21 protein-coding genes and 1 pseudogene are annotated in these 24221 nt (G+C 40.2%); 16 read left to right on the top strand and 6 right to left on the bottom strand.

Going from position 1 to position 24221, the window contains the following annotated elements; translation table 11 throughout:
- The first annotated feature begins 244 nt into the window (after positions 1 to 244).
- Positions 245 to 736 (top strand): crossover junction endodeoxyribonuclease RuvC, encoded by a 492-nt coding sequence (gene ruvC / locus I8751_RS04525; protein WP_214437977.1) that lies wholly within the window; start codon positions 245 to 247, stop codon positions 734 to 736.
- Between the two features lie 770 nt (positions 737 to 1506).
- Here the strand turns inward: ruvC and I8751_RS04520 are convergent.
- Positions 1507 to 1743, bottom strand: coding sequence for a DUF4327 family protein (locus I8751_RS04520; protein WP_073645476.1), 237 nt, complete (start codon positions 1741 to 1743; stop codon positions 1507 to 1509).
- A gap of 1636 nt (positions 1744 to 3379) precedes the next feature.
- Between I8751_RS04520 and I8751_RS04515 the strand changes: the two genes are divergently transcribed.
- The 3 genes from I8751_RS04515 to I8751_RS04505 all read left to right on the top strand — a co-directional run bounded on the left by I8751_RS04515 (position 3380) and on the right by I8751_RS04505 (position 8332).
- Positions 3380 to 5308 carry a transglycosylase domain-containing protein gene (locus I8751_RS04515; protein ID WP_214437976.1) on the top strand — a complete coding sequence of 643 codons (1929 nt, stop codon included), beginning with the start codon at positions 3380 to 3382 and terminating at the stop codon, positions 5306 to 5308.
- 338 nt (positions 5309 to 5646) lie between these two features.
- Complete coding sequence (locus I8751_RS04510; RefSeq protein WP_214437975.1) at positions 5647 to 8040, top strand: ATP-dependent helicase; 2394 nt, start codon at positions 5647 to 5649, stop codon at positions 8038 to 8040.
- A 49-nt stretch (positions 8041 to 8089) separates the two neighbouring features.
- Positions 8090 to 8332, top strand: coding sequence for a hypothetical protein (locus tag I8751_RS04505; protein ID WP_214437974.1), 243 nt, complete (start codon positions 8090 to 8092; stop codon positions 8330 to 8332).
- Here the strand turns inward: I8751_RS04505 and larC are convergent.
- Positions 8329 to 9609: a nickel pincer cofactor biosynthesis protein LarC gene (larC, locus tag I8751_RS04500; RefSeq protein WP_214437973.1), complete on the bottom strand. Its 1281-nt coding sequence runs from the start codon at positions 9607 to 9609 to the stop codon at positions 8329 to 8331. The genes I8751_RS04505 and larC overlap by 4 nt on opposite strands.
- Before the next feature lie 152 nt (positions 9610 to 9761).
- Here larC and I8751_RS04495 point away from each other — a divergent pair, with 152 nt between their 5' ends.
- Positions 9762 to 10421: an L-threonylcarbamoyladenylate synthase gene (locus I8751_RS04495; protein WP_214437972.1), complete on the top strand. Its 660-nt coding sequence runs from the start codon at positions 9762 to 9764 to the stop codon at positions 10419 to 10421.
- Between the two features lie 3 nt (positions 10422 to 10424).
- Here the strand turns inward: I8751_RS04495 and I8751_RS04490 are convergent, their stop codons facing one another.
- Positions 10425 to 10595 (bottom strand): hypothetical protein, encoded by a 171-nt coding sequence (locus I8751_RS04490; protein ID WP_214437971.1) that lies wholly within the window; start codon positions 10593 to 10595, stop codon positions 10425 to 10427.
- 195 nt (positions 10596 to 10790) lie between these two features.
- Here I8751_RS04490 and I8751_RS04485 point away from each other — a divergent pair, with 195 nt between their 5' ends.
- Complete coding sequence (locus tag I8751_RS04485) at positions 10791 to 12005, top strand: HetZ-related protein (RefSeq protein WP_214437970.1); 1215 nt, start codon at positions 10791 to 10793, stop codon at positions 12003 to 12005.
- A gap of 433 nt (positions 12006 to 12438) precedes the next feature.
- The gene (locus tag I8751_RS04480; RefSeq protein ID WP_214437969.1) at positions 12439 to 12921 is read left to right on the top strand and encodes a PD-(D/E)XK nuclease superfamily protein; all 483 of its coding nucleotides are present in this window, start codon (positions 12439 to 12441) and stop codon (positions 12919 to 12921) included.
- Here the strand turns inward: I8751_RS04480 and I8751_RS04475 are convergent.
- The gene (locus tag I8751_RS04475) at positions 12918 to 13745 is read right to left on the bottom strand and encodes a DNA adenine methylase (protein WP_214437968.1); all 828 of its coding nucleotides are present in this window, start codon (positions 13743 to 13745) and stop codon (positions 12918 to 12920) included. The genes I8751_RS04480 and I8751_RS04475 overlap by 4 nt on opposite strands.
- A gap of 165 nt (positions 13746 to 13910) precedes the next feature.
- Between I8751_RS04475 and I8751_RS04470 the strand changes: the two genes are divergently transcribed.
- Together I8751_RS04470 and rbfA are read left to right on the top strand one after the other, a co-directional pair.
- On the top strand, positions 13911 to 14117 hold the full coding sequence (locus tag I8751_RS04470) for a DUF751 family protein (protein WP_214437967.1): 207 nt from the start codon (positions 13911 to 13913) through the stop codon (positions 14115 to 14117).
- 128 nt (positions 14118 to 14245) lie between these two features.
- Positions 14246 to 14659 (top strand): 30S ribosome-binding factor RbfA, encoded by a 414-nt coding sequence (gene rbfA, locus I8751_RS04465; protein WP_214437966.1) that lies wholly within the window; start codon positions 14246 to 14248, stop codon positions 14657 to 14659.
- Positions 14660 to 14665: 6 nt separating this feature from the next.
- Here rbfA and I8751_RS04460 read toward each other — a convergent pair.
- A pseudogene (locus I8751_RS04460) lies at positions 14666 to 15590 on the bottom strand (RNA-guided endonuclease InsQ/TnpB family protein); the annotation flags it as partial.
- 607 nt (positions 15591 to 16197) lie between these two features.
- On the opposite strand from I8751_RS04460, the gene I8751_RS04455 reads away from it, so the two are divergent.
- The 5 genes from I8751_RS04455 (at position 16198) to I8751_RS04435 (ending at position 21024) form a co-directional block, all read left to right on the top strand.
- A complete protein-coding gene (locus I8751_RS04455) occupies positions 16198 to 16926 on the top strand; it encodes a DUF3891 family protein (RefSeq protein WP_214437965.1) in 729 nt (242 codons plus the stop codon).
- A gap of 142 nt (positions 16927 to 17068) precedes the next feature.
- Complete coding sequence (locus I8751_RS04450; protein ID WP_214437986.1) at positions 17069 to 18193, top strand: site-2 protease family protein; 1125 nt, start codon at positions 17069 to 17071, stop codon at positions 18191 to 18193.
- Positions 18194 to 18453: 260 nt separating this feature from the next.
- Complete coding sequence (locus tag I8751_RS04445; RefSeq protein ID WP_214437964.1) at positions 18454 to 19326, top strand: zinc metalloprotease HtpX; 873 nt, start codon at positions 18454 to 18456, stop codon at positions 19324 to 19326.
- A 62-nt stretch (positions 19327 to 19388) separates the two neighbouring features.
- A complete protein-coding gene (locus I8751_RS04440) occupies positions 19389 to 19787 on the top strand; it encodes a hypothetical protein (protein WP_214437963.1) in 399 nt (132 codons plus the stop codon).
- An 859-nt stretch (positions 19788 to 20646) separates the two neighbouring features.
- Positions 20647 to 21024 carry a Mo-dependent nitrogenase C-terminal domain-containing protein gene (locus I8751_RS04435; protein WP_214437962.1) on the top strand — a complete coding sequence of 126 codons (378 nt, stop codon included), beginning with the start codon at positions 20647 to 20649 and terminating at the stop codon, positions 21022 to 21024.
- Between the two features lie 105 nt (positions 21025 to 21129).
- Here the strand turns inward: I8751_RS04435 and I8751_RS04430 are convergent, their stop codons facing one another.
- On the bottom strand, positions 21130 to 23112 hold the full coding sequence (locus I8751_RS04430) for a caspase family protein (RefSeq protein ID WP_214437961.1): 1983 nt from the start codon (positions 23110 to 23112) through the stop codon (positions 21130 to 21132).
- 199 nt (positions 23113 to 23311) lie between these two features.
- Here I8751_RS04430 and I8751_RS04425 point away from each other — a divergent pair, with 199 nt between their 5' ends.
- Together I8751_RS04425 and rpmF are read left to right on the top strand one after the other, a co-directional pair.
- Entirely contained in the window at positions 23312 to 23872 is a 561-nt protein-coding gene (locus tag I8751_RS04425; protein ID WP_214437960.1) for a hypothetical protein, read from the top strand.
- Positions 23873 to 24049: 177 nt separating this feature from the next.
- A complete protein-coding gene (gene rpmF, locus I8751_RS04420; RefSeq protein ID WP_214437959.1) occupies positions 24050 to 24220 on the top strand; it encodes a 50S ribosomal protein L32 in 171 nt (56 codons plus the stop codon).
- Position 24221: the final 1 nt, after the last annotated feature.

Genomic DNA, 24221 nt, shown 5'->3' with positions numbered 1-24221 from the left:
AGTAAGTCGTTAACCCTCTTTTATCACTTTGGGAGAACCCAATCGCTGAAAGCCTTTCGAGGCTTTAATTTCTAAGTTTTGGCTATAAATTTTAGTTACTGTTAGAAAATAAAGCCTCAAAGCTTGGCTCAATCAAAGTTTCAGGATATTGCTTCGATTATTGTTTTCCGAGAGTGACAGAACAGGGTTAAAGTTGCCAGTGTTCTCCATAAAACAGTAATCTGGCTTGATAAAAGTGCATTTAATGGAAAAACGAATTTTAGGATTAGATCCGGGACTAGCAATTTTAGGATTTGGGGCAATTACCTGCACACAAATTCCTACTCAAGGACGAGACACAGCAGTAAATATGCTGGATTTTGGGGTAATACGAACGTCGGCAGATGTAGAAATGGGACAGCGCCTATGTACTGTGTTTGAAGATTTGCACACCCTGATTCAAGAACTACAACCAGATTTGGTTGCAATCGAGAAATTGTTCTTCTATCGTATGTCAAGTACAATCCTTGTGGCACAAGCACGAGGTGTAGTTATGTTGGCTTTAGCGCAACATAATTTACCATACATAGAATTTACTCCTGCCCAAATCAAACAAGCTTTAACAGGCTACGGCAATGCAGATAAATCAGAAGTTCAAGATGCAGTCGCACGAGAGTTAAATTTAGAAGAAATTCCTAAGCCAGATGATGCTGCTGATGCTTTAGCGGTGGCTTTGACGGCATGGTTCCAGCTTTAATTTATTTGTAAAACGAGAATAAAGTTAGAAACTAACCAAATGAGCGTAAAAAAGTTATATCAAAAGCTAAGTCGTACTGAGGTATGAAGATGGGCAAACATAACCGTTTTCGGTTGCTTGCAGTACACATTTATCTATAATTTATCTGGGTGTTGGGTAATACAGAGATGAATTGAGATCTTCTATCGTGCATTGTCCGTAGTTGTGACAGAAAAATGGTAAGCGCTGATCACATTTGTTTAAATTGTGGTCATTAATGCGTTTACGTCATTACCTAGCACAACTATACCCAATCCAGATAAGTAGATATGCTTAAGCATTAAATTTGGTTGTTAATTCGTTATTCAAAGTATAAATAAATATCTGTAATTCAATAATTCATCCCGCGTTTATGCAATGCTAAAAACGCTTAACCGAATATTATTGGGATGCGAACAAGTACTCTTTACGTATAAAATAGGGCTAAAAAATAGTTTCTGAAAAATTACCGGAGCAGTTCAATATAAAGAGCTGCTCTGGCCAGTAAATCTACATAGGATATTCAACTAATAACATTAGATCTACACAACAAACTTTTTCAATGTTCAGGCTAGCTTGAAAAGTTGCATCAATCCTATTCTAATGCTTTGGCATTATATAGAAAATAGAAGATTCTGGATGGGGGGATATTGATCACAACTAGAGATTTCACCTCAAACTAGGTCTTGACTGGATTTCTTGTCAAATCTAAATTTCTAAAAGAAACTCCCAATCCAAAATCATCCAGTGAATTAGTCATTGTCCCATTGTTCACGACCAATTAAATCACCGATGCGATCGCGTAGCAAGAAGTCGCATTTCTCTAACTCACATTCAACGCAAACCCACTCTCTCGCTGGGATGTATTGGCAGAGCGTATATATTGGCTGTTGTCTGCTGACCATTCCCTTCTGCACCAGTCGACGAGCTTCGTCTTGGATGATGTCCAGAGAATAGTAGTTGATAGAAGGCACCGTATTCACACTCATGGTTTTTACTCACAAATTTACACGTAGATAGTGTTCCCAAGAATTACTGGGAACAAACATGACAAGGATGAGACTTGTGGCTAGGGTTTTGTAGTTTGCTATACGGAACTATTTCCATTTTGACGCTACACATCCTAAAATTATCCTAAGAAATATTACAAAAGTCAACGTTTCCTGACATACAGCCTAAATGTGTTTCATCTTGTCCTATGACGGTAGTTAACTTAACCCGCAAAAAAAGTTGCTCAGCTTGGATTTAAAAAGTCTCAAAGTTTTGCTGCTACTACTTTCAAGCATGATTGGGTAGGTGAAAATATTTTGCAAGGTGGATTGTTAATGTGCTGAATAATCACTGTAGAGCCAAACCTACAGACGTTGGTATTTATGCATCGTTGAACAACACGGGGATTTTTGTTGAAAGCAATGGTATAAAGTGTTGCCAAACATCAGGGCTACCCTACACCAAAAAAACTTGTAACGCACCATCTGTTAATCATTTCTTAAAAACATCTGTAGTTTTTTGCTTAGTTGCTGCATAGTAAACAAACAGGCTGCTTTGGATTAGCACCTGTGAAATAGTAGGATGATGTGCCTTTAGAGTAGCAGCAACTTAGGCAAAGCGATCGCCAAATCGCCTATTGTAACCATAACTAGCGCACGAAGGCGAAAACCATCACTGAGCCAAGTTTTCACCTGTTACAGTCTGACTATGTAAATTCTTGGCGGTAGTACTCTGTAAAGTTTTATTGAACTCATCATTTGCACTGACAGCAAATTTCCACTGTATTTGATGATTTGTCCAACTCATTTGTTGTTTTTATTTTTTAAGCTTGATTTTTCATGGTTTAGCTATTATTTTGATTTCAAAATTAGGTTTTAATGTTGCATTATTTTTCTAGTTTTTATTACTATCTTTAGATAGAAGTTGGTTGAAAGCTTTTCACTAAGCCCAGGATATAAATCTTCGTCAATAAATACTAATTTTTGTCCAAATGAGGCAATTAACTCTAATTAAGCTAGGTTAACAAATTAATATTGCTTGATCTAAAAGACTTATCTACTCATGTTTTGCATAATCCCTAACTTTTGACTTGATCTTTTATAACTTTTGTTAGAGGGTTATGTTTTAAGAGCAATTATAATAAGTAGTTATATTTTATTATGAGGAGATAATATACTAATTTAGTATTTATTACACTCGAACTAATTCTTGGAAACACTTGTGTTGCAGAGTTATCAAAAAATCTCAAGCTGCATCTATAAAATAAAAATTATTGCAAAAAAGCATTTTAAGCATCTTATTAGCTAAAAATTATAATATAAACGTTAATTGGTGAGGATACACGCCAAGTCGTACTTAAAAGGATTGTTGATTCAATACTTTACGAACAAGGCCTTGTCTATTATTTCGTGAGCTTTTCTTTTTTTATTGAGATTTTGATAAAGGTGTGTAGGTAATATCAATACTATTTCTGATTTAGAAATCTCCTAAGCTCTAATTAAAATTAAATATGTAGTATTGGTTGCAATTTGTTCACTCTTGTAATCATCAATTATTATCTTTACAAAACAATTGCTTGACGCATTTAGTTAAATAAATTGTCATTGTATTTACAACTAAGGAAATAAAATTGCCGTGTCATCGTCAGAAACTTTTGAACAGCAACAAGCAGAAATTCAGACTTCACCTAGTTTCGAATTTTGGAGACAAGTAGGTCTCGTCACTGGTGGTACTCTGTTATCAATCAATATGTTGGCAACTTCTGTTGTTGCCGGAGGATTGGTTGGTTTAGCCATTAGTTTCCATAATTTGCCACAGATTAGACAAATACAGAACTTCTCACCGGCAGAAACAACTTATATATATGACATCAAAGGCAAGCTTTTAGTAGGTCTGCATGGAGAAGCCAACAGAATAAATGTATCCCTAAATAAAATTTCCCCAAATTTAAAACGGGCAATCTTAGCGAGTGAAGATAATTATTTCTACAACCACCGCGGTATTGATCCAGGAAGTATTGGACGTGCTGCGTTAGTTAACTGGTCAGCAGGTTCTGTGCAAGAGGGTGGTTCTACTATCACCATGCAGTTGGCGAAAAATCTCTTTTTATCTCGCAAACGTGCTTTTAGCCGCAAAGTAGCAGAAGCTGTATTAGCAATTCGTTTAGAGCAAATTCTTAGTAAAGACCGGATTTTAGAAATGTACCTCAATCAAGTTTATTGGGGTCATAATAACTATGGTGTGGAAACAGCAGCACAGACTTACTTTAATAAATCGGCAAAGAATTTGACTTTGGGCGAATCAGCAATGATGGCGGGTTTAATTCAGGCTCCAGAAGAATTTAGCCCTTTTGTAAACAAGAATTTGGCTATACAAAAACAAAGGCAAGTGCTAGGACAAATGCTGAAATTGAAATGGATTACCAAGCAAGAATATAATAATGCCCTCCAGCAAGAAATTAAACTTGGTAAAATTAAGTCATTTGAAGCTAGTATCTTTCCTTATGTCACTAATGCTGTGGCACAGGAACTAATTAAAAAGTTTGGCCATGATGCAATGCTTAAAGGTGGAATGCGAGTGCAAACCACAATAGACAGCGACTTGCAAATGACGGCAGAAGAAACTATCAAAAAATGGCATAAAACTCTTGAAGGTCAAGGGTTAAAAAAGAATCAAATGGCTTTAGTAGCAATTGACCCACGTACCCAATTTGTCAAAGCACTGGTGGGTGGTGTAGATTCAAAAGTCAGTGAATTTAACCGTGCAACTCAAGCTCTGCGTCAGCCTGGCTCTGCTTTTAAGCCGTTTGTTTACTATACTGCCTTTGCTAGTGGTAAGTTTACACCAAGTACAACGGTGCTTGATTCTCCAGTCAGCTATCCTGATGTTATGGATGGCTCATACTCTCCACGCAACTACGATAATAGCTTTAAGGGTGCAATGCCAATTCGTACTGCTTTGGCACAGTCTCGTAATGTACCTGCGGTGAAGATTGGCAAAGCGGTAGGAATTAATAAAGTTATAGAAATTTGCCGTATTTTAGGAATCATGAGTCCGATGGAACCTGTAACTTCTTTGCCATTAGGTGCAATAGGTGTGACACCACTAGAAATGGCTAGTGCTTATGCAACTTTTGCTAATTATGGCTGGCGATCGCCTCCAACACTTATTGCTCGTGTGACTAATAGTAGTGGCGATGTGTTACTAGACAATACTCCAAAGCCTCAGCTAGTTCTTAATCCTTGGGCATCAGCCAGCATTATAGACGTGATGCAATCGGCAGTTAAAGAAGGAACCGGTAGAGCTGCTGCGATGAAACGCCCAGTCGCTGGAAAAACTGGTACAACTTCTTCAGAAAATGATATTTGGTTTATTGGTACAGTACCCCAGATGACAACTGCCATTTGGGTAGGAAGAGATGACAACAAACAATTAGCTTACCGTGCAACAGGTGGAGGTATGGTTGCTCCTATCTGGCGTGATTTTATGGAGAAGGCGCTTGAAGATGTACCAGTAGAAAACTTCAAACCAGCTTCTAAGTTTTCTCGTCCTAATATCAATTAACGTTGAGCTTGCACATAATAGAGAGTCGATTTCTTCAATGTATTTCAGTATCTCACTCATATTTTTGTGTAAAAAAAACTTATTTTGATATTTTTTATCACAAAATATACTATTTTGGAGATGTCTAATAAATCAATTTTGTGATGAAGTTAGCGCATTCTGTGAGGAACGTAGTTTATATGCTCTGGGAGTCTAACTGCCAGTTATTTGTAATTAAATATTTTTAACCAACCGCAGAGGCACAGAGAACTCAGAGGAAATCAAGAAAGATTTTTATGAATGATTTAGGATTGCTATATTTGCTGTTTGGTGATTACATTTAAAACCTCAAATTTTATATGTCAGATGATAATTTTATCGCTACTGTGGCTCAAGAATCTCTTGACTCATCATCGCTTGCCAATTCTCTGCGAGAGAAGAGTTTAAGAATTCGCAATAGTCTACGTCAAGGACAACAGCAAATGGCTGACTGGCAATCTGGGCCACTGGCTGTTTCTGCGGTTCCTGGGGCTGGTAAATCTACGGGAATGGCGGCGGCGGCGGCGATCGCGATCGCTCGTCAATATGAAAATTCCGCTACATCACGTTCTTCTTCTCGCCGTCAAATTGTAGTTGTGACTTTTACTCGCTCTGCTGCTGCCAATATTAAAGCAAAAATCCGCAAATATTTAAAAGATGATTTAGCATTACCCCAGACTGGCTTTGCTGTCTATACTTTGCATGGTCTGGCATTAAATATTGCTAGTCGCCACCCTGATTTATCGGGTTTACAGTTAGAAAATGTCACATTAATCACACCCAGCCAGAGCCATCGCTTCATTCGCACAGCTGTAGAACAATGGATTAATAACAATCCAAGGCATTATTTACGCTTGTTAGAAGGTCATCAATTTGATGGGGAAGAAACAGAAAGATTACGCCGTCAGTCGGTATTGCGAACAGAAGTTTTACCAGATTTAGCTACCACAGTCATTCATGAAGCTAAAAGTTCTGGTATCCTGCCAGAAAAGCTACGGGAATGGAGTCAACAAACTACAGAAGAATATGCAATTTTGAAAGTAGCGGCGGGGTTGTATGAGCAATATCAAAATCTCATGCGATCGCGTGATTTTATCGACTACGACGATATGATTTTAGCAGCGCTGCGCGTTCTCGAAAACGACAGTGCTAGACACATCGAGCAAAACCAAGTTTTCGCTGTCTTTGAAGATGAAGCCCAAGATTCTAGTCCCCTACAGACGCAACTGTTAGAGATTTTGGCGAGTGACTTAACAGGGGAAAATCAAAAAAATTCTCCTCTTAATTCAGCACTCAATTTAGTACGAGTGGGCGACCCCAACCAAGCAATTAACTCAACTTTTACCCCAGCTGATCCGATTTATTTTCGGCAATTTTGTGAAGAGTGCGATCGCCTAGAAAAATTAGCAACAATGGATCAAGCTGGTCGTAGTACTAGAATTATTCTCGAAGCTGCTAACTTTGCTCTGCAATGGGTAAATAGTTTTTATGGAAGTCAAGGAAAAGTAAAAATTTCTCCTCTTCCCTTTCGTCCTCAGACAATCCATCCTGTTGGTACAGGTGATCCTCAACCCAATGCTAACCCCGCGCCTGTAGGAAGGGGATTAGAAATTTATAACCCTCGTGATATTCATCACACAGTTGAATTGATTTCTCAAAGGGTGATTGAGTTATTTGCCGAAGACCCAGCAAAAATTAGTGGAGCGATTTTAGTTAGAGAAAATCGTCAAGGTCGTTGGTTAGCAGAGGCTTTGACTCCTATATGTAAAGAGCATAATATTACACTTTACGATGTCGGAGAACGCGATCGCCGTTCCCATGTTCCCCAAGAAATTTTGGCATTACTGCAATTTTGCGATCGCCCCCATTCTCCTGATTACCTCAAAGCTGCTTTAGAAGCGTTGGTACAGCGTCAATTGATTCCTACCCAAGACCTCAACGCCTTGGCTAGTCTCCCAGAAGATTTTTTGTATCCTGGCCCTTTGGCTCCGCCCCAGTCAGAAGCAGTACAAAAAGCCTCTCACTTGTGTCGGAGTTTACTGCGCGCTCGGTTAGAATTACCTCTTTATCAACTAATTTCCTTTCTAGCTTTGGTGTTAAATTACGACCAAGCAGAACTCGCAACCGCTGACAAACTGGCAGAACGAGTCAATCAACAAATAGCTGGTAACAGTTCGATGGGGGCGATATTGTCGGTTTTAAGTGAAATTGTTAGTTCTGAGCGATTTGAACCCGTGGAAACAGCAGACTCAGAAGCGCGTTATACCCGTACTGGTCAACTGACCATTATTACCATGCACAAAGCCAAAGGGCTAGATTGGGACTATGTTTTCATTCCCTTTCTGCATGAAAACTTGATTCCTGGTCGGTTTTGGGTTCCTCCCCAAAGTCAGTTTTTAGGCGACTTTACTTTATCAGAAGTGGCTCGCGCTCAAATTCGGGCTGCTCTCCACGGAGAATCAGAAATACCAGATGTTAGCCAAGCTTGGGAACAATCAAAACATTTGAAAACTGCTGAGGAATATCGTTTACTCTATGTTGCTATGACAAGGGCGAAACAATTATTGTGGATGTCTGCGGCGCAGAAAGCACCTTTTACCTGGAGTAAACCGGAAAATTTACAAGAGCAAGCACCTTGTCCTGTATTTGGGGCATTAAAGCGGCAGTTTCCTGAATATGTAGTTAACTCGATGATATCCCAACAGCTGAATTGAAGCTATAGAGCAGAGTTTTGCATTTTTTCTGGCATTGCTGAATCAAGGGATGAATTTTGATGTATTGAACTTTTTAACTCCTTATTCTCTCTGCGCCTCTGCGCGGCAGTCGCTACAAGTCGGGGAACCCTTTCGGCAGTTCCTCATGGGGGAAACCCCCAAGACCGGACTGCCTCACCAACGCGCTGCCTTGCCTCTGCGTGAGATAAATCATCCCGCAATTATGCAACGCCTTTTTTATTTGATCACTCTAGACAGAGAAAAACAGAAAATTACTAAATTAATGTTCTAGTTTTTGTGTGCCAAATACCAACTTTGTAGTGCCAATCGCTGAATTTCACGCCAGGGAATATTGTGTTTTCGAGCTAATTCTGCACAATCTTCGTATTCCGGCTGCACGTTAGCTATGAGTTTCTCTGGTAATTTTCCCTGCCATGCTACCTTAACGCGTACTTGTCCGTATTCAGTTGCCACTGGTTGAATTTCTCTTTGAAGGATGGTGCGTTGTTGGGTAGTCCGGCGAATTCCTAAAGTAGTTGTTTCGCGGAATAAAACTGCTTCACAATTCAGTAAATTTTCCGGATGGCAGATCACAGTTAGTAAAATTCCCGGACGTGACTTTTTCATTCCTATGGATTGAGTAAAGACATCCACCGCACCCACGGCAAACAAAGCCTCAAATACATAGCCGATCGCCTGCGGATTTAAATCATCAATTTGGGTTTCCAATACTGATATTGTCTCCAGGGTAGAACTAATATCGTTAGAATTGGTAAAATTTGCCTGTAAATTAGTACTTTCGCCCAACCACAGACGTAATATATTGGGAATGGGTAAACCTATGGAACCTGCTCCCAGTCCTACTTGCTTGATGGTCATTGGTGGTGGCGCACCAAAATCTTTAACGAGAGTAGTGGCGATCGCAGCTCCTGTAGGTGTCACTAGTTCCCGATCAATACCATTGCTATAAACTGGACAACCCCGCATTTCCCATAGCTTTAATACGGCTGGGACTGGTACTGCCATTTGACCATGTGCCGCCCGCACTGTTCCCCCTCCCGTCGGGAACGCTGAACAATATAGTAGGGGCAATCCTTCATGATTACTTTCAATCCCCAACCAATCCAACCCCAAACAAGTGCCAACGATATCCACGATCGCATCTACGGCACCCACCTCATGGAAATGTACTTTCTCTGGCGCAATGCCATGTACTGCCCCTTCTGCTACTGCTAACTGCCGAAATACTGCTAAACTCCAAGCTTCTGCCCGTGATGGCAACCCCGCTTTGCTAATCATCAGCTCTATTTCTGGCAAGTGCCGTCCGTGACGGTGACTGTGCTTGTGGTCGTGCTGGTGATCATGGTCTACTAAATCTACATGAACTTTTGTCGCCTGCTGACCATTGCGCTGAACAAGTTCTGCCCTTAATTGGTACTCCTGGGCAATTCCCAAACCATTGAGTTTTTCTACTAAATACTCCACGGGGACACCCAGACTAACTAAGGCTCCTAGGCACATATCACCGGAAATCCCCGTCGGACATTGAAGATAAGCAAGTTTAATCATATAGATAAATTAGTTAGCTGAATTTTAGTATTGTGATGTAAAACTTTGCGTCTTTTGAGGAGGCGATCTTCTGCCTCTAAATACATCTGCAACGCTTAATTCTATAATTTTCCTTTTCATATACAACCCCAAATCTCTCATTCCAACTCTTTATGGCAAAAATTTTTGCAGTCCATCCTGATAATCCTCAAATCCGCCGAATAGAGGAAATAAAATCAGCGCTCTCTAGTGGCGCAGTTATGCTTTACCCTACTGATACAGTCTATGCCATTGGTTGTGATTTAAATGCCAAGTCAGCGGTGGAACGAGTGCGGCAAATTAAGCAGCTAGCAAACGATAAACCACTGACATTTTTATGTCCTTCACTATCGAATGTGGCAACTTATGCTTTTGTCAGTGATACAGCTTATCGGATTATGAAACACCTGATACCAGGCCCTTACACCTTTTTGTTACCCGCCACTAAGTTAGTACCACGGCTGGTGCAAAGCCCCAAGCGAAAAACTACTGGCATTCGCGTACCAAATCATACCGCATGTTTAGCATTACTAGCAGCGTTAGGAAATCCGATTATTTCGACTTCGGCACATTTACCGCCAGACGAGGCAGATGATGGCACAGTGGGGCTAAATTCAGAACTGAGAATGTCACGTGTAGAGCTATTTGACCGCTTGGATAACTTAGTGGATGTCATTGTAGACACTGGTGAGGAACCAACATACCAAGTGTCTACAATTTTGGACTTGACGGGAGACGAACCAATGATTACAAGACGGGGCTTAGGTTGGGAAGCAGTGACAGCGTGGGTATAAAAATTACACTTCACGAGCTGCTTCGCCGATTTCGGAATAATGTATTAAAAATACTCCAGTTTCGGGATTGTCATACTTACACAAATTGGAAACTGAGAGAACTGGATGAAGGAAAGGTTCGACATAGCAAGCGTTTTGGCTACTTTTAATGTCTGATAAATATACTTGTGTCACCCTCAATTTAGTTGCTTGTGAAAAAAGCGACACACTACTATCACTGTAACTTTTTGAGATTTCCTACAGTCTTATATATGAGCAGTGCTTGCAGAAAATCTTGATGGATGAATACCAAATGATAATTCAACCAAGATGCCTCAGATACTGTCTCTGCGTTGTAGTTAAGGTGCGATACCACACTCAGGAAAAGTCATGAAAGCTAACCTTGCCAATCTACCAACCTCTACATCCACTTTTGAGTCCTGCGTTGCCATTGAAGAAGTACCAGTTACCAATACTTTAATGCAACTGCTATATCAAGAAATGCAACCTCAAGTCAAAGCAGCGCCTGAGTGTATACAAGCTTTAGCCCAACGTATAGCTAAAGAAGTCAAACGAATTTGCGACAAGAGCTACCGCATTCAAACATCGGGAGAAATCCAATCTTGGCAGCTTACTTTGTCTAGACATCGTTTGCAAAAGTGCCTGCATTACTATCGCCTTGGTTCCAGAAAAGGACGTGTGGAATTACATAGTACTTTGGGTGCTATGGTTTACCGTCATGTGACAGTTTCCGGCTCAGAATTAGGGTTTGATGCTCGCTACAGTCTGATTGAAGATTTTTTACAAGCCTTTTATATTGAAGCTGTTAAAGCTTTCCGCCGAGAAAACGAATTACCAGAAGATTACACCCCACGAACTCAGCTGCAATTAGCAGAATACATCGCTTTTACAGAGCAGTATGCCAAGCGCCGCATCAATTTACCCGGTGGAAATAATCAGCAATTAATCATTTTACGTGCCCAAGGTTTTGCTCGTCGTCAACCCCAAGAAACCACTGTAGATATCGAAATGGCAGTAGAATCTGCTAAAAGCGAAGAAGCAGAATCTTACCAGCGTAGCTCCGCAGCGCAACAAATTCGGTCGAAAATGATTGCTCAAGCTAGCTTCGACCCATCTGAAGCATCAGAGCGCGATCGCGTCATCTCAGAATTGGTAAAATACTTGGAATCTCAAGGTCAATCGGACTGCGTAGATTACTTAACTCTCAAACTCCAAGACCTCTCAGCACCAGAAATCGACGAAATTTTGGGTTTAACTAGCCGTCAACGCGACTATCTGCAACAACGTTTTAAATACCATGCGGAAAAGTTTGCTAAGCAACATCAATGGCAGTTAGTACATCAATGGTTAGGTGCAGGGTTAGAACATAAGTTGGGATTGTCTGCTCAACAATGGGAAACCTTTTTGGGTACGTTATCTCCACAGCAACAGCAAATCTTACAGTTAAAAATTGCCCAGCAAAGTGATCAGGCGATCGCTAAAATAATTAAATGCACTCCTAAACAACTACAAAAGCGCTGGACTCAGTTATTAGAATTAGCCTGGGATATTCGTAACGGTAATAATGAAGCTCAAGCAGGCTAAAATCAACCCCCGTAGAGGAATTAAAAATTAAGAATCCTACAAATAAATCCGAGGGCTTGAATGAATTAGACTTGTATCTTTATAATTAGCTGCTCAAGGTATGATTATTAGACCTCTTGCACGAATATTTAAACACTGAAATGTAGAACTTGATTTAGCGTTCTCCTTTGCGTCTTTGCGCGAGCTTTTAAAGATATTTGCAGCAATACCAAAGTATTTATACAAGATGTTTATTGAATTTGTCTCAGAGCCATATCTAGATTATTAATACATTTGTATCTTTTTAGTACACCAGTACCAACTTGTTTTTCTGTTACTTATTAATACAGCCTCACATATCCAAAATGAAAATTCATATTAAGTAATTGACCACTTGTCCTGCTTTCAAGGAATCCTAAAATTAGGAAACCTTGTGAAAATAATCAGGATAAATATGACTCAAGGCGCAAGAGCAGTTATCTCTGGCAATGTCTTAGAAAGAACCGTAGAAGGCGCTTTGCTGGGACATCAATATGTTGAAGTCGGGTTTGATTTACCAAAAAAACAAAGATTTGAATGGCTTATAAACTCTAAAAGCATACCAAAACGATATGCAAAGCAGGTTTATATTGGAGAAGGAATTTATGGTAGTGATATATATGTAGATTTTTATATTATTGGTTCTGCATCTATATCCTCTGGGTTGATTATTGAGTGTAAATGGCAGCAGACTAGTGGTTCAGTTGATGAAAAACTACCTTACCTTAACTTGAATATTCAAAAATGCTATCCTACACAAGCGCTCGTATTAATTGACGGTGGAGGAATGAAAGCAAAAGCCATATCATGGTTATCTGCACAAGTTGCTGAAAATCAAAATTTGTTAGCAGTTTATAACTTAAGTTCATTTCTTGTATGGTCTAATAATCATCTTTAATAAGAAGTAACTAATACTTCAGTAATATTTCCCCGCTTTTTGCTATTAGAATTAATTGATCTAGTTGCTGATATAGTATATATATTAAAACAACTATATAAATTACGAATAAAATCACAATCTGAATTAGACAACATAATTTTTACTCCCCGGTCAGCTAGTTTTACAAATACGTCCTTAAGTTTAATTTGTTGCTCCTCAGCAAAACAATAGCTACTATAAGCCGTAAAGTTGCTGGTTTGACTCACTGGATAATATGGCGGATCAAAATATACAAAATCATCACTGCTATTTGCTTGATTCAGCACATCTATAAAATCTGCTTGTTGAAGCCCAGATGTCGAAAGTGTTTTGGAAGCTAGTCTGAGTAAATCTTCAGGACAAATATTAGGATTTTCGTACCTGCCTAACGGTACGTTAAATTGTCCTTGAGAATTGACTCGGTATAGACCATTAAAACAAGTTTTATTCAGATAAATTAGACGGGCAGCTTTTTCTAAAGTAGTGCCTTCATCATTTGCTCTGACATTATAGTAATAGTCTTTTGTATGTTTATATTTATGTTCTTTCAATAAATAAATTAATTCCTCTACATTATCCCTAACACAACGATAAGTAGTAATTAATTCAGCATTAATATCAGTCAAAACTGCTTTTGGAGGTTGGAGATAGAAAAAAACAGCACCACCACCTAAAAATGGCTCGTAGTAAGTTTTATAATGTTTTGGAAAATAGGGAATATATTGTTGAATTAACCTACTTTTACCGCCTGCCCACTTTAAAAATGGACGCGGGCAAGCTTCTTTAGGGATTTGAGTTACCATTTCGTCAAAATTTAACTAAAACTAGGCTAATAAATATAACAAAAATTAACTGAAGAACCATATTTTATATTAAGTGGGAAATTTTTCACCTGTATAGATTACAATTAGTAGGGATAAAGCACATCAAAACAAACGTAAGTCTATAGCAAGGTAGTTTATATTCAGATGTTTGATGGATTTTGGGATAACATTTCTCGCTACCCCCGTTATTTCGTTACTGTTCTCTTAGGCGTGTTTCTGAACACGTTTGAGCCATTAATGCCACTTTTGAAACGTCCAGTTACCTTAATTGCCCTTTTGGGTTTGTTTGTGGGTAGCTTGGTCTTTGTTTCTCTCACCCTACGTGCAATGCTGGGCTTGACTACCATCTAGGCTGGGGTTATCTAGGGATTTTCCCCACAGACAGTTGTTATTGGTGGCATTGCCAGTGTTAAAGACTGTCCTTTCTAAATTGCTTTTACAATTATGTTGTACAACCTCTGTAAGGAGGCGTAAATTTTATGGCTACAAATCGCCGCATTTCCCGCGTTGCAGAACTGATAAAACGGGAAGTTAGCCAAATGCTACTCAATGGTATTAAAGATGATCGGGTGGGTACGGGTATGGTTAGTGTTACCGATGTAGATGTTTCTGGCGATCTACAACACGCTAAAATCTACGTCAGTATCTATGGTACAGATGAAGCCAAGGCAGAAACAATGGCAGGCTTGAAATCGGCCACAGGTTTCGTTCGCAGCGAACTTGGCGCGCGGGTACGATTACGTCGCACGCCAGAAGTAATTTTTATCGAAGACCCTTCCATAGAACGGGGCACTAAGGTATTATCGCTTTTAAACCAACTCCAGTATCAGCGATCGCCAGAAACTCTAGCAGCGGCTGAAGATACTACAGATGAATATGATGAGGAATCGTGACACCTCCTACACTTCTGCTTCGCAGTAAGTGTAGGCCTCCAAGACAATCCGGCTATTGCTTAGGAGGCTCTTGGCTTTAAGAACGGTATGCCCATCCGCCCTATTTTTTATATTGATTGCAGCGTTATGATCCCTATCCAAGTTACATGAACAATGAGGGCAATTATGCCAGCGTTCATGCAACTTTTTAGGGACTTTAGCACCACAAATAGAACAATCTTGTGATGTGTTTTTGGGTTAACAGCTATCACAAGCAAACCAGCATTTTCGGCTTTATTTGCAAGAATTGATAAGAAGCTTGACCACCCAGCATCATGAACTGACTTTGCTAGTCTGGATTTTGATAGTCCTTTGATATTTAAATCTTCATGGACTACGACATCATACTTTTTGAGTAGATAATTAGCAGTCTTGAAGTGAAAATCACGACGCTTATCAGCAACTTTTTTATGTTGCTTACCTAGCTGCTTAACTGCTTTTTGTCTTCCTTTACTACCTTTTGTACGCCTAGATACTCGTTTCTGAATAACTCTTAGGCGTTTTTGTGCTTTCCTGTAATGTTTTGGAATAGCCACAACATCACCTTCAGAGGTTGTTAAAAACTCCTTCAATCCCAAGTCATGCCCGTAATTGATTCGGGGTTGATATCAGGCTTAACATTAGGAACTGTAGGGTCTTCTAGGTTTAAAGTGATGTAGTATCCATCTGCTTTTTTGGTGACAGAAGCAGTTTTAATTTTGAAACCAGTAGGGAGTTGACGATGCAAAATAACTTTTATTAATCCCAATTTGGGGAAATTAATCAAGTCACCTTGTCTTGAAAAGTTTTGTGATATAAAACCTTCTCCACAAACTTTTCGCTGCAAACATTCTTCTTTCATCTGAGGATAAGTGAAGGTTTTATATCTACTTCTAGATTTAAACCTTGGCTTGTAGTTTGTACTGGTATGCAATCCTCATTTCTTAATTTTCGACACCAGATATATTTTATCATAAATGGGTACACAATGTTTATCCTTTATGAAAGATTCTAGATTAAGCGTCAGAATGTCAACACGCAGATTGAACAAGCTTAGGCTGTACGCAACAAGCAAAGATAAGACTGTAACCCAAGTAATAGAAGATTGGATTGACCGACTACCAAGCAAAGAAAATGGTGATTCCGACGCTCGATGACTCGCTAACGCTCCGCTATCATCGACCCCCTTGCCCTGTCAATCCTGCGGATTGATTTGGTTGTGGGTCAAGTAAATTTTACCCAAGTCTTCTTGTTTCATGAAGGTCAGTCTTTTGATAGGCTGAAAATTAAATTAACAAGACCTTAGAAAGAGGATAAAAACGTTTATTCTTTTTAGGATATTTTTATCAAAATATTCAGAACAATCTTATATTTTATGTTCAAGAATTTGATTGTTTTATCCATGTCTAAATTTTTTGTACATGACTTTTATTTGATTTTTTAAAAAAGTCCGTACACCTGTACCTTCCTTATCCATAAATGAAATTAATAATCACCACTTCAAGTCAGGAGATTAATTTGTGATTGTCAAGGCTACGCAAAAAGGTTGGGAAATCATTTATCACCGTGCCCATGCTTTACTCGCAGCTCAATTAGCAGGACAGTGGAAACGCCAAAATGCTCCAGCACGATTATATGAGACGCTGGCTGCAATTTCCCATCACGATGACCTAGAAAAAGAATGGGAGGAAGACAATCTAACCGAAGGGGGTGCGCCAATGGATTTCACCCTGAACCAAAAAACCTCTGTTAAGCAATTAGCAGATATGGTAAATAGTTCCCGCTACCGAGGACGGTGGGTTACTTTATTAACTTCTATGCATATTAGCCGTTTGAATGAGTCAAAACGGGGTAAATCTTCAGAAATGGATAAATTTCTTGATGAACAACTCCAAAATCAGCAACATTTGCGTAAAGAACTAGGTATTGAAAAGGAAGAAGTAGATACAGCTTATGCATTTATGCAATGGTGCGATCGCCTTTCTTTGATCCTTTGTCAACATGAACTACCTGCTGATGAACGATTTCTAGAAATTAGTATTGGCCCTGACAAGCAACGCTATGAAATTATGCAACGTAGCGATCGCTTAGTTACTGTCCAACCCTGGCCTTTTCAAGATCATCAGTTTACCGTTAACGTCGAAGCCTGTAACCTAGAACAACTCAAGTTTGACAGTAACGCCGAACTGATTCAAGCACTGCAACAAGCCCCCATCAAGGTGCTGGAATGGACATTTGTTAAAAGCTAGACCTTGTATTCCTAATAACCGCACCTTAACGGACGGAGACTACGACCATTAGCAAGATTAAAATTCCTTAACACTCCGTTACAATTAGGACATAAGAGAGGTAAACGCAAAACTCTCGCAAATGAAATCAAAGGTGTACGACATGAATGGCACAATTCGCGTTGGTAATCTCTTCGGGATTCCCTTCTATATCCATCCGTCGTGGTTTTTAGTTCTGGGCTTAGTAGCTTGGAGTTATAGCAGTGGACTGGCGGCGCAATTTCCTCAATTAACTGGGGGAATAGCCTTGCTACTGGGATTGATGACAGCGTTGTTATTGTTTGCCTCTGTCGTCGCCCATGAATTAGGACATAGCTTCGTAGCGATTCGCCAAGGAATCGATGTGAAATCGATCACATTATTCATATTTGGCGGTTTAGCAAGCTTAGAAAAAGAATCGAAAACCCCAGCAGAAGCTTTTTGGGTAGCGATCGCCGGGCCTTTAGTTAGTTTGTTACTCAGTGGAATAATTACAGGAATTGCTGTTGCTAGTGCCGCATCAGGCCCCTTAGCTGCAATCCTTGGGGTTCTAGCTACTGTTAACTTGGTGTTAGCACTATTTAATTTGATTCCTGGCTTGCCTTTAGACGGCGGTAATATCTTAAAAGCGATCGTTTGGAAAATTACAGGCAATCCTTATAAAGGTGTGACTTTTGCTAGTCGAGTTGGACAAGTATTTGGTTGGGTAGCGATCGCTTCTGGTTTACTACCGCTACTATTCTTTGGCAGCTTCGCTAATTTTTGGAACTTGTTAATTGGTTTCTTTCTGTTGCAAAATGCTGGGAATGCAGCTCAATATGCCAGAGTACAAGAACAACTCACAGGTTTGACAGCAGCAGATGCAGTAACACTAAACAGTCCAATTGTATCTGCGGATCTTAGCCTGAGAGAATTTGCTGATGGGCGAATTATGAGTGGACAAGACTGGCGGCAATTCTTAGTCACAGATAATGATGGGCAATTAGTAGGTGCGATCGCCATTGATGACTTGCGGAGTGTTTCGACAACAATGTGGTCAGAAACTCCAGTCAGACAAGTCATGCGACCGATTGCCCAATCTACTACAGTCAAATCAGATCAACCCTTGTTGGAAGTAGTGCAACTACTCGAACAACAAAAGTTATCTGCCTTACCTGTAATTCGTGACAATGGTGTTCTAGTTGGAATTTTAGAAAAAGCTGCGGTGATCCAACTACTGCAAAACAGATATCAACCTAACCCTGCATAATTTATCTGAATTCAAAAAAATTCCTTTTTCAATCTCCTTCAGAATCGCTGAGGGAGTTTTTTTTGGATAAAAAACCCTTAAACCTCAAAAGTATCCTAAAACTAAAACCAATTGTATTTTTACAGATGAGTGGGAAAACCGTACTTGGATTACATGTTTTCTGCACCATGCGTCTTAGTTGAGCTAGATACAATTGAAGTGCGGCTTAAGTGATGCTGTTATTTAAAAAATAGAAACAGCATTAGCAGGAGAGCAAAAACATGACAAATCAATTGAAAACAGCTGCTTTGTTAGCTGCGCTGAGTGGTCTTTTAATTGCCATTAGTTACTGGGTAATAGGCGGTACTGGTGGCTTAGTTATAGGAATAGGTTTAGCAGCAGTAACCAATCTATTTTCTTGGTATCAATCAGATAAGATTGCCCTTGGAGTTTACCGCGCTCAACCTTTAAGTCAAGCAGAAGCGCCGGGACTTTATCGTATGGTGCAGAGGTTAAGCGATCGCGCTAAGATTCCGATGCCGAAAATTTACATCGTTCCCAGCCAAAATGCTAACGCTTTTGCGACAGGACGCGATCCAGAACATGCGGCTGTAGCTGTCACCGAAGGCATTTTAAATATCTTGCCAGAGGATGAACTAGAAGGTGTTATTGCTCATGAACTGACCCACATTATTAATCGTGACACCTTAACACAAGCCGTTGCTGCCACAGTTGCTGGTGCTGTTTCATTTCTGGCACAAATGCTTAGTTACAGCCTTTGGTTTGGTGGTGCAGGATCGCGAGATAACAATAGAGGTGGAAATCCTTTAGGTGTTTTGGTGACAGTAATTCTTGCACCGATAGCTGCCACAATTATTCAGTTAGCAATTTCGCGCACACGAGAATTTTCTGCTGATGCTGGCGCTGCTAAATTAACTGGTAATCCTCGCGCTTTAGCTAGGGCTTTGCAAAGATTAGAAGCTACAGCGCGACAAATGCCTTTAAATGCTAATCCAGCTTTTGAGCCATTATTAATTATCCATCCCATCTCTGGGCAATTTATGGGTAACTTGTTCTCTAGTCACCCTCCTACCGAAGTCAGAATTGAAGAATTACTAAAGCTAGAGCAACAATTGCCGACAATAGCCTATTAAGGCTACTTAATCATGAGGTGCAGATCCAGTAAAAAGTCTTGTAATTTAAGGATGTCTCAATTATGAGTGCTAACAACATTGAATCCACAGTAGTAGTAGAAATTAGTTCTCAAACCCATGAAATGGTAGAAACCGAAATGGCTGGCGAAACCGATGAAGTCAAGCGCGAAACCAAAGCGCTAATTGAAGCGCTAAAAAGACGCGCCCAAGCTGAGGCGGAGTCAGCTGGTACTCTAACTCGTGAAACCTATTTAAATGCTGTGCGCCAAGCTAGAGAAGCAATTGAAAGAGAAAAACTCATTGAGCGCGATCGCATAGAACATTCTTGGGCTGTCATGCAAGATGAAGCCGAGAGAAATTGGCATCTGCTAATGAAAGAAGTTGCAGATTTTAGCGATCGCTTGCAAAAGGCTGCGAAAGCTGCTTGGGAAGCCTTTAATGCTCCTCCCTCTCAAAATTAAGTCTTGCGCCCTAACAATGTTTTGTGAATTCAAATAAGTATTGCATCTACCGCCAAAACAGCCCGGAAGTTATTTCGGGCTAATATTTTTTGTAGTTTTCATAGCTAATACCAAATTAAATAATGTTTGCGACAGATCAATATATTCTAGAGGGCAAGGCAATGCCTTGCCCCTACAATCTGTCGCATTCTTTTTTCATATTGGTATAAATACTTTTGGTTAAAAAAAAGGCAAAAAGCTTGCTAGATATGAATTTGCTCAATTGGGCAATTCCAAGTGATGTCTACGACAAGCCCTCTGGGTTCAGCAGTCGCTCATGGGGGAAACCCCCAAGACCGCGCTGCTTCACCGCTTTGTGGCTACGCTACGATATAAATTGAGAATCGGCAAAAAAGTCACAAGGTGTTTAAAAGATTAGTGAAATAGGGAAAAAATTCGCATTTGTTGGCACTTTGGCTGAAAGTCTCATTCGATTATTCATGATTGCGGTGAATTACTAGCGTTTCAGTTATTTTTCAGCAAAACTACTGATGTTTTGGTATTTATACTTACTAAAATTATTCGGAAAATCTGTTATATTAAGGTTTGTGAACATTACACCAAAATCTAACCCAAGGTAGATTTCTTTATTAAAATTTAAACTACATCAAGTTATGAACAAGATCGGATTTTTACACTACCGATTCCGAGGAAATTGCGATTAACTTGACGTAGTAATAAATAGGTTCTGACTTAAGTGGCTGCTCAAACATTTAGATTGTATCTCAGTCAGGACAATATTTTTCCGGTAAAGGTAGTTGCCACGTTGTATATATTCATCAAAAAGGTGAATACCCCTCAATAACACAGAGGATTAACCATGAAGGTATTCGATAATACCACAAAAAAGATTTTTCTTGCCAGTTGGGTCTCCATAAATCCAGCCGAAGCTAGCAATAGTCATGTAACCCAGCGGCAAAGTTCAGTTTCTCAGACTTACTATGATATTCTCCGACCCGTGCGGCGGCGTTTAGACAGCATTAAAATTGGCGATCGCCAACTTGCCCATCGCTTGTGCAAGCTGATTCCTGCTCAATGTCCCTTTGAACGCGATATCAAATTGTTTGGGAAAACCCTGTTTCACATTCCACCCATGTGCAAACTCAATCCCTTATATGAAGAAGTGGTTGGTTTACGTTTTCGAGCGCTGTGCTATCTAGCCGATGAATGCGGCGAGGATGTATCACAGTACTGTTAAAACAAAGTCAATAGTCAAAATAGTCCAGGGTCAATACAGTTTCTTTTGACTCTGGACTCTTGTTTTTGGAGTATGGCAGGAGGCAGGAATACACTACTCTAGCCCCTAGTTCCTAGCCCCTTTTCCCTTCCTTGCCTGCCATTTTTGGATCGCTTCTTGAGCATCTTCATAAACAACTGTCAACTCTGGCACTAAAGTAGCGGTTTCAATAGCTGCTGTGAAATTTCCTTGATCAGCACGGCTCTTGGCTAGATCCAGAATTTTTTGACTCCATTTATTAATCGATTTCTGTGCCATATCGAAGCCTGGCTGGTTAGGTGGGACTCTTTTAGCAACTTCAATGGCACGATTATAGGTAGATGCCTGTCCTGGCTCAATTAAGGCATTAGCTGCATCTAAAACAGTTTTGTTGCCCAGATACTGTTTAGCTTCTAAGCGCCACTGGTTAATTGCTGCTTGGGCTTTGGGATAAAGAGCTTCATTGTTAGTGATTAATTGCGCTGCGGCAATGGCAGTTGCGTATTGTCTTTGTTTGGCACGTCCTTCTGCCAAATCTAAAATCATGCGGCTCCAAATCTTAATATTCTCCTGAGCCTGTTCATAAAGTGGTTCACCAGGTTTAATTTTCCGAGCAGTAACAATCGCTAAACGAAGATCACTAGCTTGAGTTTGTCTAAGAGACATTTTCGCCAAGTCTAAAACCGCCTGATTCCGCTTTTTTGACTCAGAATTAGAAGTTATTTGGGCGTTTGATTGGTTTTTCGGTGGAGTTATTGGAGGTGTCTGAGGAATTTGGGAATCCCTAGCAGTAGTATTGGGTAATGCTGGTGATATCTGTTTTTCTCTTAAAAATCTTGCTTGATTGCGAAGAATCACTACTGCAATTAAAGCCACTACGACCATAGTGCCTCCACCCCACAATACAAACTGTTTCCATAAAGGAGTGTAGGTTTTATGTTGAGGTAAGCGGGATACGTAAGGCTGGGGAACATTAGGGATGAACCTGCCTCCACCTGCTTCTTTTGATGTTGCAACTGCTAAAGAAGGCTGGTTAAAATACTGCTCTTTAGTAACTACGTTATTAGCTGAATTGGGGAATTTTTGTTCTTCAAATCTTTTGACCCCTGATGTGAAGTTTGGCAACTGCATTTGCTGTGAGCTAGCACTAAGACTAGTTTCTCCCCTTTGGACTTCTTCCCAAGTACTTGATTTTTGTACTTTAGTTAAAATTTTTGGGGATTTTTCTTCGAGGGAGGGAGCTGCAAGTGCAACAGCAAAAGATTCTTCTGGAAAAATAATTGGTTCTACTTCATTGGGTTCTAATGTGCTAGCGACTACTTGACTATTATTTTGGATCTCCAATGGTGGCAAGATGGCTTGCTGCTTAGATGGAATGACTATTAAAGGGTCTTGTGTAGGCCGCCAGTAATTTTGACATAATTCTGGGGTGAGAATGCTGAGGTAGCTTTCTAGATCCGTTAAGCTACTACCATTACCAGAACGCAAAGCTTCTAACAACGCTGCTGTAAAAAATCCGTGACCTAGTTCGCTACTTTCATGGGAAAACTGGTCTGGCTGGCAAGAAAGAATCGTGGCAAGTTGGAGTTCCTGGGCTAGTTCTTGTGTTTCTTGCCCAACAGCAGCATCTGCTTGAGTACCAAAAGCACGATTTATATCAAGCACTAACACTACATTTAAGTCAGCTAGTTGCAGACTTTGCATTAGCGATCGCACTTCTATGCCAGTATCCTGCACAAATTCGGGATCTCCTTGGACTGGCATTAAATAATCTTTGCCGTCGTAGTTCACCCCATAACCGCTGAAAAATAACCACAGATGGTCTTGTGGTTGCCAACACGCCGCGTTCAAATCCTCAAGCAATAAAAGAATATTTTCTTTGGTGGGATAAGTGGATCTATCTCCAATCGGCGGTGAAGTATCTGTCATTAACAGGCAGCGTTGGGGTGCAAAACCTGCTTCTTGAATTAAAAAGTTATTTAGCGCCTCGGCATCTGCTTGGGCACAACGTAAAGGTTGAAATAACTGATATTGATTGATGCCAATAGCGATCGCCCAGTAATTTGCCATCCCGCTCTTGGTAAATTGTTGTTTGTTTGCCTAAAATTGCGGTTGGCTTTGCTGAAAAAACAAAGCTAACCTATGTCTTATAGTCTAGGAGTTTCTCATCGAGCTTTTAGATTTTAAGTATTTTAAATTACATCTTAATTACCGAAAAATACTTGTACCACATTCAAAATACAGGTCATCATCTAGGAGTTATGAAGTCATGAGCAAAAAAGTTGTTCACCAACTATCATCGTTCATCCCCTTTCCAGTTATTAGCCAAATTGCCAAGAAGATCCGGATACTTCCATTAATAGTTTTGCTTTTTTCTACAGTCCCAGTATGGGTTGTGTCAGAAATACTCGCACCCCAGGTGGTGCGAGCTTATACTGCTAGAGTTGATTTGATTATCGACCGCTTACCAGATGAAAACTACGAAACCATACTACGAAGAGCAGAAACAACTGCTAGGGCTGCTGCTCAACGTAGTTTTGACCAAGATATTTTAGCTACAGATGCTTCAATCATTGTATCCGTACAAAGTTATGGAGCGATCGCACCAATTTTGGTGTTAGATGTCAGTCGCCAGCAATGGCGTACACGTCCAGATGCTCAACGTTGGGCGACTTACTTCAAAACGGCGCGATCGCTATTGTTTTTTGACACAAATCAGCAAACTTCCAGCCCAGGTCAAGCAGCTCTGACTATTCCCACTGCTCCCCCACCAACCGCAACACCCGATGCAAAAGCACCAGAACAGCCTGCCAAGGAGCCACAGAAGTAAGAGGTAGTAGGGGCAGGGGGCAGGGGAAAAGGTTAAAGGATGAAGAAATAAACCCTTTCCCCTTTACCCATTCCCCTTTGCCCTTCTTACCCATGCCCAATGCCCCATTTAATTTTGGGTTGATCGATTTGATCGCTTAGAATGGAAAGGTTGTCAAGAATTGCGATATCCGCTAGTATGGCTGTTCCTAAGAAGAAAACATCTAAATCCAAACGAGATAAACGTCGAGCTACCTGGAGACACAAAGCTGTTGTGGAAGCTGAAAAAGCTCTATCCCTAGGCAAATCGATTTTGACTGGACGTTCTAAATTTGTTTATCCAACTGCTGAGGAAGAAGAAGAAGAATAAA

This window comes from Atlanticothrix silvestris CENA357 (assembly GCF_016056295.1).
GTDB classification, from domain to species: Bacteria; Cyanobacteriota; Cyanobacteriia; order Cyanobacteriales; family Nostocaceae; genus Atlanticothrix; species Atlanticothrix silvestris.
This window is presented reverse-complemented; position numbering and strand designations above follow the sequence as displayed.

Coding starts and splice junctions, on each gene's coding strand:
- ruvC (WP_214437977.1), top strand. CDS start 245: ATGGAAAAACGAATTTTAGGATTAGATCCGGGACTAGCAATTTTAGGA.
- I8751_RS04520 (WP_073645476.1), bottom strand. CDS start 1,743: ATGAGTGTGAATACGGTGCCTTCTATCAACTACTATTCTCTGGACATC.
- I8751_RS04510 (WP_214437975.1), top strand. CDS start 5,647: ATGTCAGATGATAATTTTATCGCTACTGTGGCTCAAGAATCTCTTGAC.
- I8751_RS04505 (WP_214437974.1), top strand. CDS start 8,090: ATGAATTTTGATGTATTGAACTTTTTAACTCCTTATTCTCTCTGCGCC.
- larC (WP_214437973.1), bottom strand. CDS start 9,609: ATGATTAAACTTGCTTATCTTCAATGTCCGACGGGGATTTCCGGTGAT.
- I8751_RS04495 (WP_214437972.1), top strand. CDS start 9,762: ATGGCAAAAATTTTTGCAGTCCATCCTGATAATCCTCAAATCCGCCGA.
- I8751_RS04485 (WP_214437970.1), top strand. CDS start 10,791: ATGAAAGCTAACCTTGCCAATCTACCAACCTCTACATCCACTTTTGAG.
- I8751_RS04480 (WP_214437969.1), top strand. CDS start 12,439: ATGACTCAAGGCGCAAGAGCAGTTATCTCTGGCAATGTCTTAGAAAGA.
- I8751_RS04475 (WP_214437968.1), bottom strand. CDS start 13,745: ATGGTAACTCAAATCCCTAAAGAAGCTTGCCCGCGTCCATTTTTAAAG.
- I8751_RS04470 (WP_214437967.1), top strand. CDS start 13,911: ATGTTTGATGGATTTTGGGATAACATTTCTCGCTACCCCCGTTATTTC.
- rbfA (WP_214437966.1), top strand. CDS start 14,246: ATGGCTACAAATCGCCGCATTTCCCGCGTTGCAGAACTGATAAAACGG.
- I8751_RS04450 (WP_214437986.1), top strand. CDS start 17,069: ATGAATGGCACAATTCGCGTTGGTAATCTCTTCGGGATTCCCTTCTAT.
- I8751_RS04445 (WP_214437964.1), top strand. CDS start 18,454: ATGACAAATCAATTGAAAACAGCTGCTTTGTTAGCTGCGCTGAGTGGT.
- I8751_RS04440 (WP_214437963.1), top strand. CDS start 19,389: ATGAGTGCTAACAACATTGAATCCACAGTAGTAGTAGAAATTAGTTCT.
- I8751_RS04435 (WP_214437962.1), top strand. CDS start 20,647: ATGAAGGTATTCGATAATACCACAAAAAAGATTTTTCTTGCCAGTTGG.
- I8751_RS04430 (WP_214437961.1), bottom strand. CDS start 23,112: ATGGCAAATTACTGGGCGATCGCTATTGGCATCAATCAATATCAGTTA.
- I8751_RS04425 (WP_214437960.1), top strand. CDS start 23,312: ATGAGCAAAAAAGTTGTTCACCAACTATCATCGTTCATCCCCTTTCCA.
- rpmF (WP_214437959.1), top strand. CDS start 24,050: ATGGCTGTTCCTAAGAAGAAAACATCTAAATCCAAACGAGATAAACGT.